Raw genomic sequence first — 16,283 nt, 5'->3', positions numbered from 1 at the left:
GATCAGCCACCATTTCCTTTCGATTCGATGTCCGCCCGCTTATTCGTAGTGCGTACGCCGACGCTCCCGCCACACCCGGCGTGCCTGCTGCTCTTCCACTAGCTCACGCACGTCCGAGTCCGACAACCCTTGCTTCTTCCGCCACTCCCTATCACCCCACCACTCCACCGCCCTACGAACCGAACTGACGAGCATGACCAGCCCGCAGACGATGAACAGCCCCCAGTGAAACCAGGTGAATTTCGCTATGAACTCATCGAAATCGAAGGCCACTCGCTACCTTCCTTCCTACCTGTCGTTGACGTGCGTTCCTGTCTATCGCTTTGGCGCGCTCATTTCGCCACCTAATCAGGACATCGCCATTTCCTGTTTAGGGAGGGATCCGCCCGACGTCTCGGAAAGCGGGTCGATCTTCGCCCGTTCTTGCAGGTCGGCCAGATGCGTCCGCCACGCCTGCGCCCGAGCCACCTCACGCAGCAACCGTGTCAACGGACACGCCGTAGTCTTGGTGGGCGGTCGGTAGTTCTCCGGGCTGACGGTCAGCGGAATTCCAGGCTGATGGCCAGTTGATCTATGGTGGGTGGTCAGGTCAGCGGGACGACGCCGCGGCCGGAGAGGGCCTCGGCGAGACGGTGGCTGTCGCCGTTGGTCTGAACGAGGTGGGCATGGTGCAGGAGCCGGTCGACTGTCGCGGTGGCGAGGGTCTTGGGCATGATCGTGTCAAAACCGCTGGGATGGATGTTGCTGGTGACCGCGATAGAGCGGCGTTCGTAGGCGGCATCGACGATCCGATAGAACGCCTCGGCGGCATCTTGCCCGGCGGGCAGTAACCCGATGTCGTCGACCACGATGAGGTCTGAGCGGCAGATCCGGGCGACGGTTCGGGCCGTGGACCCGTCGACTTTGGCTCTGGCCATGGTCTGGGTGAGTGTTTCGAGGGTGAACCACGCGACCCGCAGGTCCGCTTCGATCGCGGCGTGTGAGAGCGCCTCGACATAGTGGGACTTTCCGGTTCCGCTGGGGCCGGCGATGACGAGGTTCTCAGCCCGGCCGATGAACTCCAGAGTCTTGAGCGAGGACTGAGTCGGGGCGGGGATCGAGGACTCCTCCTCGCTCCAGGTGCAAAATGTCTTCCCCGAGGGGAACCCCGCGCTCTTGCGGCGGTTGCGGCGGGAGGCGGCGGACCGGCCGGTGATCTCCTCGTTCAGTAGGACCCGCAAGACCTCGGCGGGGTCCCAGCGTTGGGCTTTGGCGGTGGCCAGGACGTCGGGTGCGGCTTTGCGTAGATACGGCATCCGCATATGCCGAAGGTGAGGTGGCCGTGCTACGGGGGGAAGCTCAGTACCCGTGCCCGGCCAGTTCGCGGGCCATCTCCCGCAGCACAGGTCGGATGCCGAAGCCGTCCGCGTACATCAGCACCCCTGGGTGCCGCTCGCCATGGTCGGGGAAGGCGGCGAAAGCGTCGGCCTGGCCGTCCGTGGTGGGAATCTGCAGAGTCTTGGTGGGCATGACTTCTCCTGTCGTGGTTGATGTGTAGAGCCTGTGATCAACACGACGGAGGCGGAGCCCGCGCGGCAGCGCAAGATTTTCGATCGAACAGCGGGCCCGTACCAGCCCGTACGGTGCTCAGGAGAGCACCGGGTCACCAATCTGTGAGTGGCGCGATGCCGTCCCGGTAGTCATAGCCGAAGAGCATAGCCCGCCGGACAAAGCCGACACGATCGTAGTCGTAGGCCAAGTACGGGAGGAAGGGCAGCGATCCCCGTGTACTGGCCAGGCACTCCCATAGCTGCGGCGGGCCGCCGACGCGCCGATGCGGAGGGCTTGGCGGCTTTCGGGAACGGTGGTGGCTTCAAGTCCTCAAGCGCGATCGTCGCCGACTATCTCGTGCATCGCGGCCGTGACGGCTCACCAGACGGTGATCAAACCCGCCTCGTTCGCGCCTCCTGCTACCGCGAGCACCTTGCCCGCCGGCGCAGGAGCCCAGCAACACGAACCTGAACCGCCCTTCTGTGGCCCGGCGCTCGGGTCGCTGCCACCAAACGCTAAGTAGCTGTGAGTGACCGGGATTTCCGCAGGTGACGAACATGCCCGACAACCCCAGATAGCTTGTCGGGCATGTTCGCCGGGAACGCACTTGCCTCACATGCCTGACGCCTTCTCGGCACCCCAGATAACCCGGCTCCAGTTTGGTGACAACAACCGTGGTCAGGTGACATCTAGCTTGGCGAGTCGCACCGCGCGGGGCGGGGGTTGTTAACGACGCGTTTCTGGATTGTTACCGGCCACAACAAACTTTAGCCATGGAGGGTCTGGCGCTCCTGGCCAATGGCGGAATACGTTGCCGCAAACAACATTCAACGGAACGGTGAGCCGAGACCCGGTGGAGCCGTACCCGCGAATCCGGCATGCCGCACATCCGCCGTACCCCCCACTTTCGAAGAAAGGACCCGTGGACCATGCGCAAGGGGATCCTCAGCCTTACCGCCGCCGCCGCGGCGATGACCCTTGGCCTCGCCGCTTGCGGGAGTGACGATGCCGACACCAGCGCGTCGAGCGGCGCGTCCCCCGCGGAGAGTTCGGCTGCCGTGGCGGGCAAGGTCGGTGTCATCCTTCCCGACAGCAAGTCCTCCGCCCGCTGGGAGACCGCGGACCGCAAGTACCTGGAAGAGGCGTTCAAGGCCGCGGGCGTCGCCTACGACATCCAGAACGCCCAGGGTGACAAGACCCAGTTCCAGACCATCGCCGACCAGATGATCACCAACGGTGCCACGGTTCTGATGATCGTCAACCTTGACAGCGGCACCGGCAAGGCCGTGCTCGACAAGGCCAAGGCGCAGGGCGTGGCCACCATCGACTACGACCGGCTCACGCTCAACGGCGGCGCGTCCTACTACGTCAGCTTCGACAACACCAAGGTCGGCACCCTGCAGGGGGAGGGTCTGGTGAAGTGCCTGTCAGACAAGCAGGCCAAGAAGCCCATCGTCGCCGAGCTCAACGGCTCGCCGACCGACAACAACGCCACGCTGTTCAAGAACGGCTACGACGGCGTGCTCAAGGCCAAGTACGACTCGGGGGACTACGTCAAGGGCCCGGACCAGTCGGTTCCCGACTGGGACAACGCCCAGGCGGGCACGATCTTCGAGCAGATGCTCACCGAGCAGCCGAAGATCGCCGGCGTCCTGGCCGCCAACGACGGTCTCGGCAACGCGGCCATCTCGGTCCTGAAGAAGAACAGCCTGAACGGCAAGGTCCCGGTCACCGGCCAGGACGCCACGGTGCAGGGCCTGCAGAACATTCTCGCCGGTGACCAGTGCATGACGGTCTACAAGGCGATCAAGAAGGAGGCCGACGCGGCGGCCGCGCTGGCCATCGGCCTGGCCAAGGGTGAGAAGCCCGCGGCGACCGGTACGGTCAAGGACACCGAGAGCGGCGCCGACGTGCCCGCCGTTCTGCTCGACCCGCAGGCGATCTTCTTTGACAGCGTCAAGGACGTCGTCGCCGACGGCTTCGTGACCAAGGACGAGCTGTGCACCGGCGATTTCGCCGCCAAGTGCACCGAGGCCGGAATCCAGTAGGGCGTGATGGGGACGGACGGCCTACTGGATTCCGGCCCCGTCCGTCCGTCCCCTTGGCTCCACCGCGGCGTATTCGCACTGTGACGCCGGAGGACGCGGCAGGTGAACGAACGTCCATTCCGGCGACGGGGCAGGACACCGCCCGCAGGCGCCCGAGCCGCGCGAGCTTCACCGCGCGAAATGAACACAGGGAGCACACCCCATGACCCCCGCACTGGAACTTCGCGGGATCGACAAGAGCTTCGGTCCCGTACAGGTCCTGCACGACGTCGCCTTCTCCGCCTACGCCGGAGAGGTGACCGCGCTGGTCGGTGACAACGGCGCAGGCAAGTCCACACTCGTCAAGTGCGTCGGCGGCATCCACCCGATCGACTCCGGCGAGTACCTCTTCGACGGCAAGCCCGTCCGGATCGGCAGCCCGCGCGACGCGGCCGAGCTGGGCATCGAGATCGTCTACCAGGACCTCGCGCTCTGCGACAACCTCGACATCGTCCAGAACATGTTCCTGGGCCGCGAGCACAAGCGCGGCATCGTCCTCGACGAGGACACCATGGAGGCGATGGCGGCCAAGACCTTGGAGAGCCTGTCGGTCAGGACGGTCAAGTCCATCCGCCAGCTCGTCGCCAGCCTCTCCGGCGGCCAGCGCCAGACGGTGGCCATCGCCAAGGCCGTGCTGTGGAACAGCAAGGTGGTCATCCTCGACGAGCCGACCGCGGCGCTCGGCGTCGCCCAGACGGCGCAGGTGCTCGAACTGGTCCGGCGCCTGGCCGACCAGGGCCTGGCCGTCGTGCTGATCTCGCACAACATGAACGACGTGTTCGCCGTGTCGGACCGGATCGCCACCCTCTACCTGGGCCGGATGGCGGCCCAGGTCAAGACCTCGGACGTCACCCACGCTCAGGTCGTCGAACTGATCACCTCCGGCCGCAGCGGGGACCTCGGCCTCACCAACGGAGTCACCGTATGACCGCCACGATTTCCCCGGAGCGGGTACCCGAGGCCCCTTCGATCAGGACCAACGTTCGCGGCTACGCCGAGCGGGTGCGCGGCGGCGACATGGGCGCGCTGCCGGCGGTGTTCGGCCTCGTGGTGCTCTGCACGGTCTTCGCCATCCTGCGGCCGTCCTTCCTGACCGCGGGAAACTTCGCCAACCTGTTCACCCAGGGCGCCGCGGTCACCGTGATCGCCATGGGCCTGGTCTTCGTGCTGCTCCTCGGCGAGATCGACCTGTCGGCGGGCTTCGCCAGCGGTGTCTGCGCCGCGGTGCTTGCGATCATGCTCGGCAATCAGGGACTGCCCTGGTACGTGGCGGTGGGCGCGGCCATCCTCACCGGGGTGGTCATCGGTACCGGGATCGGCTCCGTCGTCGCGAAACTCGGCATCCCGTCGTTCGTGGTGACGCTCGCGGCCTTCCTGGCCTTCCAGGGGCTCGTGCTGCTGCTGGTCAAGGGCGGCACCATTATCGCCATCCGGGACGAGACCATCCTGGCGATCGCCAACAAGAACCTTCCGCCCGCGCTGGGCTGGATCCTGCTGGCCGTGGGGGTCGCCGGATACGCCGGGCTCCAGTTGCTGCGCGCCCGCAAGCGCGCAGCCCGGGACCTGGCCTCCGACCCGGTCTCGCTGATCGCGGTCCGGGTGGGTGCCCTCGCGTTGCTCGGCGGGCTCGCCGTCTACTTCCTCAACATCGAGCGGAGCCGCAACGCGGCGGTCGTCTCGCTGGCGGGCGTGCCGGTCGTGGTGCCCATCATCGTGCTGCTGCTGCTGGTCCTGACGTTCGTGCTCCGCCGCACGGCGTACGGACGCCACCTGTACGCGGTCGGCGGCAACGTCGAGGCCGCGCGCCGGGCGGGCATCAACGTCGACCGGATGAAGATCAGCGCTTTCGTGATCTGTTCCTCCATGGCCGCGGTCGGCGGCATCATCGCCGCCTCCCGGGCCAGTTCCGTCGACCCCAACACCGGCGGAAGCAACGTGCTGCTGTACGCGGTCGGCGCCGCGGTCATCGGCGGCACCAGCCTGTTCGGCGGCAAGGGCCGGGTGCTGGACGCCATCCTCGGTGGTGCGGTGGTCGCGGTCATCGAGAACGGCATGGGCCTGATGGGCTACAGCTCCGGCGTCAAGTTCATCGTCACCGGATCGGTCCTGCTGCTGGCCGCCGTGGTGGACGCGCTGTCCCGCAAGCGGGCGGCCGCCACTGGTCTAAGGTGATCAGCGACTCCGATCCACCGAAGGAACCCCTCGTCATGCGGGCAGGCCCCTCCCAAGAGGAGATCAGGCGCCACAATCTTGGTGCCCTGCTCCGCCACGTCCATCTGAGCGGTCCCACCTCGCGCGCGGAGCTCACCAACCGGATGGGCCTCAACCGCAGCACCATCATGGCCCTCACCGCCGACCTGACCTCCGTCGGCCTGGTCAGGGAGGAACTTCCCAGGGAGACGGGCCGGGCCGGGCGCCCCTCCCTGGTGGTCCGCCCCGAGTCGGCGCGGGTCTACGTGTTCGCCTTCGACGTGGGCGTCGACCGGATGGTCGCCGCCCGCGTCGGCCTGGGCGGCACGATCCTCGACCGCCGCGAGACGGTACGGAGGCGAGGAGCCTTCTCCCTGGAGGAGATCGTCGGCCCGCTCGCCGCCTTCGCCCGGCAGATGCACCGCAGGACCCGGCCCGACACGGTGTGCGTCGGGGTGGCGGCGGCCTTCCCCGGTGGAGTGAGCCGCGATGACGGGGGCATCAGGTTCGGGCCCAACATGGCCACGGTGGACGACGTGCCGTTCGCCGAGGAGATGACCCGCCAGCTGGCCTTCGGCCTGCCGGTCACGGTCGGCAACGACGCCAACCTGGCCGCCCTCGCCGAGCAGACCAGGGGCGTCGGCGTCGGCTGTCGCGACCTCGTCTACCTGCACGGCGACGTCGGCATCGGCGGAGGCGTGATCGTCAACGGCCAGCTGCTCGGCGGTCACCTGGGTTTCGGCGGCGAGGTCGGACACATGATCGTCAATCCTGACAAGGGCCGCCTCTGCGGGTGCGGCTCGCTCGGCTGCCTGGAGGCGGAGGTCGGCGAGCGCGCCCTTCTTGAGGCCGCGGGCCGCTTCGGCCCCCAGGTCGGCAGGGACGCCGTCCGCGCCGTGGTCGACGCCGCCGACCGGGGCGACATCGTCGCGCAGGCCGCGCTGAGCCGGGTCGGCGACTGGCTCGGCCTGGGCGTCGCCAATCTCGTCAACATCTTCAACCCCGAGATGGTGGTGTTCGGGGGCATGCTCAGGGAGATCTACCTCGGCTCCGCCGCCCAGGTCCGCAGCCGTCTCGCCCTGGACGCCCTGCCCCCGTGCCGCGAGCACCTGCGCCTGCGCACCTCGGCCCTCGGTGATGACGCCACCCTTGTCGGCGCCGCCGAGCTGGCCTTCTCCCAGGTCCTCACCGACCCCCTGGAAGTCCTCGCCCGCGCCGGCTCCTGAGAGCCGCCCGCGGGGGCTCTGGAAGACGTGGTCACCGCCACCGGCGAGCATCCGTTCCGGGGCCCGTCCCACGCGCGCGACGGATGGAAAAGAACAACCACCCGCCGCGCGCCCCGTGGGACGGCGGCGGGTGGTTGCCGGGGGCGGGGAGGTCAGGAGACCCTGGACCTGGGGGCGGTGAAGGTGTTGCAGGCGCCGGGGCTGTCCTGCTGGAAGCCGCGGGTCAGCCAGTAGGCGATGTTCTTGGCCGTGCCGTGGGTGGCCGTGCTGTAGGCGGCGTTCAGGACGTACCTGAAGTCGGACTCACGGCGGTCGAGGGACCGCCAGACGCTGCCGAGGAAGGCGCCGCTCAGGCACTCGGCCTGGAGCTCGATCTTGCGGAGTTCAGGCAGCACCGCCTTCGCGTTCTTGTACTTCCGGGAGTTGAACGCGGTCATGATCCCGGACAGCTGCTGGACGTGGTGGCCGTACTCGTGGGCCAGCACCTGGAAAAGGAACAGTTCGCTCGCCTGGGAGAGGATCCCCTTGCTGAGGTAGAAGGTGATCTTCTTGTTCACCGGGCAGTAGACCGCCTGGGCGCCTCGGGGGAACTTGCCGCAGCCGGTCGGGACACCGAGACGCGAGGTGACCGAGAATCTGGGTTTGGAGAAGGGCAGCTCCACCTTGGAGAACTGGTATCCCCAACCCTCGTTGAGGCAGTCCAGGACGGCGTTGAGGTAGGCCTCGGCGGACTCCAGGTCGTTGTCGTAGGCCGGCTGCTCCGGGCAGGGGTCCGGTTCGAGCTTGCCCGACTTGTAGATCGGGTTGGCGACGAGGGCGGTCTTGCCCTTGGGTACCGGCCTGACCTGCTCGGTGGGGACCGCACTCGCCGTACCGGCGAACAGCAGGCTCGCCAGAACGCCGGAGAGCAGTGTGATAAGGGGGGTACGCATGATCCTGCACCTTATGGGAGGTAAAACACCGGGTAAAGCTGTTATGCGGTCACACTCTGGGAGTACGGTCGCGTGCGGCGGGCCCGAGTGGGTTCCGTGCCGGTTCCGTGCCGGTTTCGTGCCGGTTTCGTGCGGGACCGACGGGCTGTCAGGCGACCCGGCCGGTGGGGGCGGACCAGGTGTTGCAGCCGGAGGGGGAGCCGGAGTCGAAGCCGCGCTCCATCCAGTAGGCCTGGCTGCGGCCCTTGCCGTGGTCGTTCTTGGGCCAGTTCTTGTGGCCGTTGGCGTTGACCCAGCCGACCATCGCCTCCCACTGCGCCCGCTCGACCGGCAGGTCGTCGGCGATCTGGCGCAGGAAGACGGAGGCCAGGCAGTCGGCCTGCAATTCGAGGCGGCGGGAGTAGGCGAGCTTGGCGGGCGCCTTCGCGAGCCAGACGCTCCTGGCGTAGTAGTCCATGATGCCCGCGAGGTGCTGCACGTGGTGGCCGTACTCGTGGGCCATGAACTGGGCGTGGTTGGCCGCGTAGGGGTTCCGCAGAACCTGGCGCGTGATCCCTATGTAGATGGTCTTGTTGGTCGAGCAGTACAGCCCGCCCGCGCTGCCGGGCCATCGGCCGCAGGGCGTGGTCACCTTGGAGGTGGAGAAGCGCAGCCTGGGCTTGGCGAAGGGCAGTCCCGCCCTGGAGAACTGGGTCTTCCAGGAGAGGTTCAGGCAGCGGGTGATCTGAGTCATGAAGGTCCGGTAGGAGGCCGCGCTCCCCGTGCGGATCGTCCCCGTCGAACATCTGGCGGCCCGCATCGACCCGGTGTGGTAGAGGCGGCTCGCCGTCGCGGCGGTGCGGCCCCGCGGCGCCGCCCGCTCCTTGATGACCGGGACCCTTTCGGGGGCCGGGGTGGGGGGAGAGGTGGGGGCGGGAGCGGGTGCCGGGAGGGCCGCCGGGGTGAGGTGAGGAACGGCGATGACGATTCCCGCGACCACCACCGCGAACACCAGGAAGGCCACGACCAGTGACAGTTGTCGCCTAAAGACCAGTGACAGTTGTCGCCTAAAGGGGAGGGGGTTCATGGTGAGGGAAAGGCTAGGGCAAGTGTGTATAAACCGTGCAGGTTTTTCACCCGGGAGGGCAGCGCCTGTCATCCGAACTAGACTCTTCGTGACGGTGACTGGACAGAGGGGATGATTCCGTGAGCGAGCGGACCGGGCAGCCTGGAAGTCTTCTGGAGTCGGTCAAGGGGCCAGGGGACCTCAAACTGCTGGAGGTGGACGAGTTGCCACTGCTCGCCACCGAGATCAGAGATCTCCTGATCGCCTCCACGGCCCGCAGCGGCGGCCACCTCGGCCCCAACCTGGGTGTCGTCGAGCTGACGATCGCGATGCACCGGGTCTTCGACTCGCCACGTGACCGCATCCTGTGGGACACCGGTCACCAGGCCTATGTCCACAAGATGCTCACCGGCAGGGCCGGGCGGTTCGACACGCTCCGCCAGGAGGGCGGCCTGTCGGGCTACCCCAGCCAGGCCGAGTCCGAGCACGACATCATCGAGAACTCGCACGCCTCGACCGCGCTGTCGTACGCCGACGGCCTGGCCAAGGCGTACCGGCTGCGGGGCGAGGAGGAGCGCACGGTCGTCGCGGTGATCGGAGACGGGGCGCTCACCGGCGGCATGGCCTGGGAGGCGCTCAACAACATCGCGGCGCGTAAGGACCTGCCGCTGATCATCGTGGTCAACGACAACGGCCGCTCCTACTCGCCGACCATCGGCGGGCTCGCCTCCCACCTGGCCTCCCTGCGCACCACCCAGCGCTACGAGGACATGCTCGACTTCGTCAAGGACAACCTGAACAGGGTCCCCGTGGTCGGCGCTCCCGTCTATGACGCCCTGCACGGCGTCAAGAAGGGCATCAAGGACGTCCTGGCCCCGCAGGTCATGTTCGAGGACCTCGGCCTGAAGTACATCGGGCTGGTCGACGGCCACGACGAGCAGGCGGTGGAGTCCGCGCTGCGCAGGGCCAGGGACTTCCGCCGCCCGGTCATCGTGCACGTGCTCACCAAGAAGGGCTTCGGCTACTCCCCGGCGGAGAACCACGACGAGGACTGCTTCCACTCGCCGGGTGTCTTCGACCCGCTGACCGGCGAGGAGAAGTCGAAACCGCACGGCTGGACCAACGTCTTCGGCCAGGAGATGGTGCGCCTGGGCGCCGAGCGGCAGGACATCGTGGCGATCACCGCCGCGATGCTCGGCCCGACCGGCCTGATCCCGTTCTCCGAGGCCTACCCCGACCGCCTCTACGACGTCGGCATCGCCGAGCAGCACGCCCTGACCAGTGCCGCGGGGCTGGCACTCGGCGGCCTGCACCCGGTGGTGGCCGTCTACGCCACCTTCCTGAACCGGGCGTTCGACCAGCTCCTGATGGACGTCGCCCTGCACCGCCTCCCCGTCACCGTCGTGCTCGACCGGGCGGGCGTCACCGGCGACGACGGCGCCAGTCACAACGGCATGTGGGACCTGTCGATCCTGCAGGTCGTCCCCGGCCTGTCGATCGCGGTTCCCCGCGACGAGTCCCGGCTGCGCGAGCTGCTGGCCGAGGCCGTGAAGGTCGACGACGGCCCGACGGTACTGCGCTACCCCAAGGGTCCGGTGGCCGCCGAAATCGAGGCGGTCGGCCGCCTCGGCGAGATGGACGTGCTGCGCGGGGGCGACGCCGACGTGCTGTTCGTCTCCGTGGGGCCGATGGCCGAGCTGTGCCTGGGGGCCGCCGGCCTGCTCGACGCCCAGGGGATCTCCGCCACGGTGGTCGACCCACGCTGGGTCAAGCCGCTGGACGAGGCCCTGGTGCCGGCCGCCCGCGCCCACAAGCTGGTCGTGGTGGTCGAGGACAGCAGCAGGGTGGGCGGTGTGGGTGACGCGGTCGCCCGCCTGCTGCGCGACGCCGACGTCGACGTCCCGGTCCGCACCTACGGCATCCCGCAGCGCTTCCTCGACCACGCCAAGCGTACGAAGATCCTCAGCGAGATCGGCCTGACCTCGCAGGACATCGCCCGCCAGGTCACCGAGGCGATCGCGAAGCGCTCTCCGGCCCTGGAGAACGAACCGGCCGGCTGAGCGCACCTCCTGTCAAACATCCCGGCTTCGCCGTTCAGGCGGTGATCCGCTGGGCATGACCTGATGCGTCGGCAAGGGTGACCGCCGGCGCGTCAGGAGGGGTCGTGGGCGTTCTTCGCGTCAAGTCGGTGGAGCAGTCGATCTCGGACACCGAGGCACCGGAACACCGGTTGCGCAAGGACCTCACCGCGCTGGACCTCACGGTCTTCGGCATCGGCGTCATCGTGGGCACCGGTATCTTCGTGCTCACCGGCCGGGTCGCCAGGGATCTGGCCGGGCCCGCGGTGGCCCTGTCCTTCGTGGCCGCCGGGATCGTCTGCGCGCTGGCGGCGCTCTGCTACGCCGAGTTCGCCTCCACGGTCCCGGTGGCGGGATCCGCCTACACCTTCGCCTTCGCCACCCTCGGCGAGTTGCCCGCCTGGATCATCGGCTGGGACCTGACGCTGGAGATGATGCTCGGCGCCGCGGTCGTCGCGGTCGGCTGGTCGGGGTACCTGACCTCGCTGCTGGCGTCTCTGGGGACCCCGCTGCCGAGCGCGATCGCGGGGGAGGGCGCGGTGTTCAACCTGCCCGCCGCGCTGGTCGTGCTGATGCTCACCGCGATCCTGGTCATCGGGATCAAGCTGTCCTCCCGATTCAACCTGATCATCGTCGGGATCAAGCTCGGGGTGATCCTGCTGGTCGTGGTGGCGGGGCTGTTCTTCGTCAAGGGCGCCAACTACTCGCCGTTCGTTCCGCCGTCCAAGGTGACCCCCGCCGTGGAGGGGCTGTCGGCGCCTCTGATCCAGGTGCTGTTCGGTATCACCCCGGTCGCGTACGGAGTGCTGGGCATCTTCAGCGCCGCGGCGATCGTGTTCTTCGCCTACATCGGCTTCGACGTGGTCGCCACCGCCGCCGAGGAGACCCGCGACCCGCAGCGGGACCTGCCCGTCGGCATCCTGTCCTCACTCGGTGTCTGCACCCTGCTCTACGTCGCGGTCTCGCTGGTCGTGGTCGGCATGCAGCCCTACGACCGGCTCAGCGAGACGGCGCCGCTGGCCGACGCGTTCAAGGCCGTCGGCCAGACCTGGGCCGCGTCACTGATCAGCATCGGCGCGCTGGCCGGCCTGACGACCGTCGTGATGATCCTCATGCTGGGCATGTCGCGGGTGATGTTCGCCATGTGCCGCGACAACCTGCTGCCGCGAGGGCTGGCCAGGGTTCATCCGAAGTACCGCACACCGCACGTCATCACCATCATCATGGGTGTCGTCGTGGCGGCCCTGGCCGGGCTGGTGCCGCTGTCCACGATCGCCGAACTGGTCAACATCGGCACGCTCTTCGCGTTCGCGGTGGTCTCGATCGCGGTGGTCGTCCTCCGCCGTACCCGCCCCGACCTGCCCCGCTCCTTCCGCACTCCTCTGGTGCCGCTGGTGCCCGTCCTGTCGGTGCTCGCCTGCCTCTACCTGATGCTCAACCTTCCGGTGGAGACCTGGCTCAGGTTCGGGGCGTGGATGCTCCTCGGATTCCTGATCTACATCGGCTACGGCTACCGGCACAGCGCTCTGTCGGAGCACTCCCCGGAGCGCTAGCCCTGTATTCCGCACGTGACCCCCGATCGACCTGGGGTGATTACCCGCTGTGCTGGATCAGGTATGGCTACTGACCTGCGACGACGCGGCAGGTGCGGAGAACGGGTCCGGCGGGGCACCGCTCCCGGTGCGGTGACCCCTGTCCTGCGGAGCCGCGGGACAGAAGCGCATCACCACCTGGCCGCCGCCGAGGATCCGGGGTGCGGTGACTCCTGTCCCGCGGCGGCCGCGGGACAGGGGAGTCCGCCCGCTGCGTCAGGCGGGGACCGAGGCCACGCCCGGCGGCAGGAAGCGCGGTTCGGCGATACCCTCGCGGTCGAGGTAGGGGGTGACACCGCCAAGGTGGAACGGCCACCCCGCGCCGAGGATCATGCACAGGTCGATGTCCTGGGGAGCGGAGACCACACCCTCGTCGAGCATGAGACGGATCTCCTCCGCCAGTGCCCGCAGCGCCCGCAGCCGCACCGCCTCGGCCGTCGACGGGGAGGTGCCCCCCGCGAAGAGGGCCACCGCCTCGGGGTCCAGCGAGAAGTCAGGCGCGTAGACACCCGGCTTGCCCGCCGCGACCAGCCGGGCGAGGTTCGCAGACACCCCGTAGCGGGACGGGAACGCCTGGTGCATCGTCTCGGCGACGTGCAGTGCCACGGCCGGGCCGACGAGCTGCAGCAGCGCGAACGGGGTCATCGGCAGGCCGAGCCCGTCCAGCGCGTGGTCGGCGAGCTCCAGTGGGGTGCCCTCGTCGACGGCGCCGATGACCTCGCCCATGAAGCGGGTCAGCAGGCGGTTGACCACGAACGCGGGCGCGTCCTTGACCAGCACCGAGGACTTCTTCAGCGACCGGCCGACGGCGAAGGCCACCGCGAGCGTCGCGTCGTCCGTCCGCTCCCCCCGGACGATCTCCAGCAGCGGCATCACCGCGACCGGGTTGAAGAAGTGGAAGCCCACGACGCGCTCGGGATGCCGGAGCCCCGAGGCCATCTCGGTCAGCGAGAGCGAGGAGGTGTTCGTGGCCAGCACGCACTCGGCGGAGACGACCTCCTCCACCTCGGCGAAGACCTTCTGCTTGACCTTCATGTCCTCGAACACGGCCTCGATGACGAAGTCGGCGTCGGCGAACGCGTCCTTGGTCAGCGAGCCGGTCACCAGGGCCCTGAGCCGGTTGGCCTGGTCGCCGGAGACGCGGCCCTTGGCGAGCAGCTTGCCGATCTCGGTGTGCACGTAGCCCACGCCCTTGTCCAGCCGGGCCTGGTCCAGGTCGGTCAGCACGACCGGGACCTCCAGGCGGCGGGCGAACAGCAGCGCCATCTGTGAGGCCATCAGGCCCGCGCCGACGACGCCGACCTTGGTGACCCTGCGGGCCAGTGCCGGGTCCGGGGCTCCGGCGGGCTTCTTGGCCCGGCGCTGCACCAGGTCGAAGGCGTACAGGCCGGCGCGGAGCTCGTCGCCCATGAGGAGGTCGGCCAGCGCCTGGTCCTCGGCGGCGAAGCCCTCCTCGCGCGTGGCGGTGCGGGCCAGCTGGAGAAGCTCCAGCGCCCGGTACGGGGCGGGGGAGGCACCGTGCAGCCTCATGTCGAGCAGGAAGCGCGCGTCGGCGATCGTCTTGGCCCAGTCGTCCCCGGCGTGGTCGGGGCGCGAGACCGTCACGTCGCCGCGCAGCACCGCCGAGGCCCAGCGCAGCGACTCCTCAAGGAAGTCGGCGGGCTCGAACATCGCGTCGGCGACACCGAGCGTGAACGCCTCCCTGCCCTTGATCATGCGATTCTGCGAGAGCGGGTTCTCGATGATCAGTTTGACGGCCGCGGCCGGCCCGATCAGGCGGGGCAGCAGCTGGGTGCCGCCCCAGCCGGGGACCAGGCCGAGGAAGCACTCGGGCAGCGCCACGGCGGGCACACCGGAGGAGACGGTCCGGTACGTGCAGTGCAGCGCGACCTCCAGGCCGCCGCCCATGGCCGCGCCGTTGACGAACGCGAACGACGGCACGTCCAGTTCACCGAGGCGGCGGAACACCTCGTGGCCCAGCCTGCCGATCTGCAGCGCCTGGTCCCGTTCGGAGACCAGCGCGGCGCCCCTGAGGTCGGCGCCGACGGCGAAGACGAACGGCTTGCCGACGACGCCCACGGCCGCCAGGTCGCCGCGCCCGGCGATCGTGTCGAGGGCCTCGCCCAGCGAGGTCAGCCCTCCGGGGCCGAACGTCGACGGCTTGGTGTGGTCGAAGCCGTTGTCCAGCGTTATCAGGGCCATGGTGCCCGCGCCCTGAGGCAGCTCCACGTCGTGGACCGTCGCCCGGGTGACGACCTCGTCGGCGAAGAGTTCCTTGATGTCCGTCACTTGTTACCTTCCCAGCTGAGGTTCTCCCAGATGACCGTTCCACCCATGCCCAGGCCGACGCACATCGTGGTCATGCCGTAGCGGACGTCGGGGCGCTCGCCGAACTCGCGGGCGAGCTGCGTCATCAGGCGCACCCCGGAGGAGGCCAGCGGGTGGCCGAAGGCGATGGCGCCGCCGTAGGGGTTCACCCGGGCGTCGTCGTCGGCGATGCCGAAGTGCTCCAGGAACGCCAGCACCTGCACGGCGAAGGCCTCGTTGATCTCGAACAGTCCCATGTCGGAGACGGAGAGCCCGGCCAGGCGCAGCGCCCTTTCGGTGGACGGGATCGGCCCGACCCCCATGACCTCGGGGTCCACACCGGCGAAGGCGTAGGAGACCAGGCGCATCTTCGGGGTGAGGCCGAGCTCCGCGGCGACGTCGGCGGCGGCCACGATGCAGCCGGTGGCACCGTCGTTGATACCGGAGGCGTTGCCCGCGGTGACCCGGCCGTGCGGGCGGAACGGGGTCTTCAGCGCGGCCAGGCCCTCCAGCGTGGTGCCGGGGCGGGGCGCCTCGTCGGCGGTGGCCAGTCCCCAGCCCTTCTCGACGGACCTGGTCGCCATCGGGACCAGGTCCGGCTGGATCCGGCCGTCGGCGTAGGCCTTGGCGACCTTCTCCTGGGAGGCGAGGGCGAAGGCGTCGGCGCGGTCCTTGGTGATGGAGGGGTAGCGGTCGTGCAGGTTCTCGGCGGTCATGCCCATGACAAGGGCGGAGCCGTCCACGAGCTGCTCGGCCAGGAAGCGGGGGTTGGGATCGACGCCCTCGCCCATGGGATGGCGGCCCATGTGCTCGACGCCGCCGGCGATGGCGACGTCGTAGGCGCCGAAGGCGATGCCTCCGGCGACCGAGGTCACCGCGGTCATCGCGCCGGCGCACATGCGGTCGATCGAGTAGCCGGGCACGCTCTTGGGCAGCCCGGCCAGGATCGCGGCGGAGCGGCCGAGGGTCAGGCCCTGGTCGCCGATCTGCGTGGTGGCCGCGATGGCCACCTCGTCGACGCGCTCGGGAGGCAGATTCGGGTTACGCCGGATCAGCTCGCGGATGACGCGGATCACCAGGTCGTCGGCGCGCGTCTCGGCATACAGGCCCTTGGGGCCCGATCTGCCGAAGGGTGTGCGCACACCGTCGACGAATACGACGTCACGAGACGAAGGCACGGATTCGCTCCTCGTTGCTGGATGGCTTCCCCCCTATGCTACTCGCGAGTAACAACGTTTGGCGCGGCCGGTCCCGCCCGGGATGGGTAAGTTGTTCGCCGAGGCGCGCGGTCCGGTG

At 68.8% G+C, this 16,283-nt stretch carries 13 protein-coding genes; 6 read left to right on the top strand and 7 right to left on the bottom strand.

Annotated features, from left to right (window positions below; all coding sequences use genetic code 11):
• Positions 1-39: 39 nt before the first annotated feature.
• From OG884_RS03580 to OG884_RS03570, 3 genes are all read right to left on the bottom strand, one after another.
• Positions 40-273, bottom strand: coding sequence for a hypothetical protein (locus OG884_RS03580; protein WP_326642094.1), 234 nt, complete (start codon positions 271-273; stop codon positions 40-42).
• A gap of 311 nt (positions 274-584) precedes the next feature.
• A complete protein-coding gene (istB, locus tag OG884_RS03575) occupies positions 585-1,301 on the bottom strand; it encodes an IS21-like element helper ATPase IstB (RefSeq protein ID WP_326642092.1) in 717 nt (238 codons plus the stop codon).
• Positions 1,302-1,338: 37 nt separating this feature from the next.
• Positions 1,339-1,509 (bottom strand): hypothetical protein, encoded by a 171-nt coding sequence (locus tag OG884_RS03570; protein ID WP_326642090.1) that lies wholly within the window; start codon positions 1,507-1,509, stop codon positions 1,339-1,341.
• A gap of 950 nt (positions 1,510-2,459) precedes the next feature.
• Here OG884_RS03570 and OG884_RS03565 point away from each other — a divergent pair.
• The 4 genes from OG884_RS03565 to OG884_RS03550 all read left to right on the top strand — a co-directional run bounded on the left by OG884_RS03565 (position 2,460) and on the right by OG884_RS03550 (position 7,033).
• Entirely contained in the window at positions 2,460-3,578 is a 1,119-nt protein-coding gene (locus tag OG884_RS03565) for a sugar ABC transporter substrate-binding protein (protein ID WP_326642088.1), read from the top strand.
• A gap of 202 nt (positions 3,579-3,780) precedes the next feature.
• The gene (locus OG884_RS03560) at positions 3,781-4,545 is read left to right on the top strand and encodes an ATP-binding cassette domain-containing protein (protein ID WP_326642086.1); all 765 of its coding nucleotides are present in this window, start codon (positions 3,781-3,783) and stop codon (positions 4,543-4,545) included.
• Entirely contained in the window at positions 4,542-5,789 is a 1,248-nt protein-coding gene (locus tag OG884_RS03555) for a sugar ABC transporter permease (protein ID WP_326642084.1), read from the top strand. The genes OG884_RS03560 and OG884_RS03555 overlap by 4 nt, the downstream gene beginning before the upstream one ends.
• Positions 5,790-5,824: 35 nt before the next feature.
• On the top strand, positions 5,825-7,033 hold the full coding sequence (locus OG884_RS03550; RefSeq protein ID WP_326642083.1) for an ROK family transcriptional regulator: 1,209 nt from the start codon (positions 5,825-5,827) through the stop codon (positions 7,031-7,033).
• 152 nt (positions 7,034-7,185) lie between these two features.
• Here the strand turns inward: OG884_RS03550 and OG884_RS03545 are convergent, their stop codons facing one another.
• Positions 7,186-7,965, bottom strand: coding sequence for a neutral zinc metallopeptidase (locus OG884_RS03545; RefSeq protein WP_326642081.1), 780 nt, complete (start codon positions 7,963-7,965; stop codon positions 7,186-7,188).
• 148 nt (positions 7,966-8,113) lie between these two features.
• Positions 8,114-9,031, bottom strand: coding sequence for a neutral zinc metallopeptidase (locus tag OG884_RS03540; RefSeq protein ID WP_326642079.1), 918 nt, complete (start codon positions 9,029-9,031; stop codon positions 8,114-8,116).
• A gap of 119 nt (positions 9,032-9,150) precedes the next feature.
• On the opposite strand from OG884_RS03540, the gene dxs reads away from it, so the two are divergent.
• Both dxs and OG884_RS03530 read left to right on the top strand, forming a co-directional pair.
• Positions 9,151-11,070: a 1-deoxy-D-xylulose-5-phosphate synthase gene (dxs, locus tag OG884_RS03535; RefSeq protein ID WP_326642077.1), complete on the top strand. Its 1,920-nt coding sequence runs from the start codon at positions 9,151-9,153 to the stop codon at positions 11,068-11,070.
• 104 nt (positions 11,071-11,174) lie between these two features.
• Entirely contained in the window at positions 11,175-12,641 is a 1,467-nt protein-coding gene (locus OG884_RS03530; protein WP_326642076.1) for an amino acid permease, read from the top strand.
• A gap of 255 nt (positions 12,642-12,896) precedes the next feature.
• Here OG884_RS03530 and OG884_RS03525 read toward each other — a convergent pair whose 3' ends face one another.
• Together OG884_RS03525 and OG884_RS03520 are read right to left on the bottom strand one after the other, a co-directional pair.
• The gene (locus OG884_RS03525) at positions 12,897-14,969 is read right to left on the bottom strand and encodes a 3-hydroxyacyl-CoA dehydrogenase NAD-binding domain-containing protein (protein WP_326642074.1); all 2,073 of its coding nucleotides are present in this window, start codon (positions 14,967-14,969) and stop codon (positions 12,897-12,899) included.
• A complete protein-coding gene (locus OG884_RS03520) occupies positions 14,966-16,165 on the bottom strand; it encodes a thiolase family protein (RefSeq protein WP_326642072.1) in 1,200 nt (399 codons plus the stop codon). Before OG884_RS03520 ends, OG884_RS03525 begins: the two co-directional genes overlap by 4 nt.
• Positions 16,166-16,283: the final 118 nt, after the last annotated feature.

The organism is Streptosporangium sp. NBC_01755 (assembly GCF_035917995.1).
GTDB lineage: Bacteria > Actinomycetota > Actinomycetes > Streptosporangiales > Streptosporangiaceae > Streptosporangium.
The sequence above is the reverse complement of the archived record's forward strand: the minus strand, read 5'-3'. Positions and strand labels throughout refer to the sequence as shown.

Bases quoted from the DNA above. Each gene is read 5' to 3' on its own strand.
- istB (WP_326642092.1), bottom strand. From the start codon at position 1,301: ATGCGGATGCCGTATCTACGCAAAGCCGCACCCGACGTCCTGGCCACC.
- OG884_RS03570 (WP_326642090.1), bottom strand. From the start codon at position 1,509: ATGCCCACCAAGACTCTGCAGATTCCCACCACGGACGGCCAGGCCGAC.
- OG884_RS03565 (WP_326642088.1), top strand. From the start codon at position 2,460: ATGCGCAAGGGGATCCTCAGCCTTACCGCCGCCGCCGCGGCGATGACC.
- OG884_RS03560 (WP_326642086.1), top strand. From the start codon at position 3,781: ATGACCCCCGCACTGGAACTTCGCGGGATCGACAAGAGCTTCGGTCCC.
- OG884_RS03555 (WP_326642084.1), top strand. From the start codon at position 4,542: ATGACCGCCACGATTTCCCCGGAGCGGGTACCCGAGGCCCCTTCGATC.
- OG884_RS03550 (WP_326642083.1), top strand. From the start codon at position 5,825: ATGCGGGCAGGCCCCTCCCAAGAGGAGATCAGGCGCCACAATCTTGGT.
- OG884_RS03545 (WP_326642081.1), bottom strand. From the start codon at position 7,965: ATGCGTACCCCCCTTATCACACTGCTCTCCGGCGTTCTGGCGAGCCTG.
- OG884_RS03540 (WP_326642079.1), bottom strand. From the start codon at position 9,031: ATGAACCCCCTCCCCTTTAGGCGACAACTGTCACTGGTCTTTAGGCGA.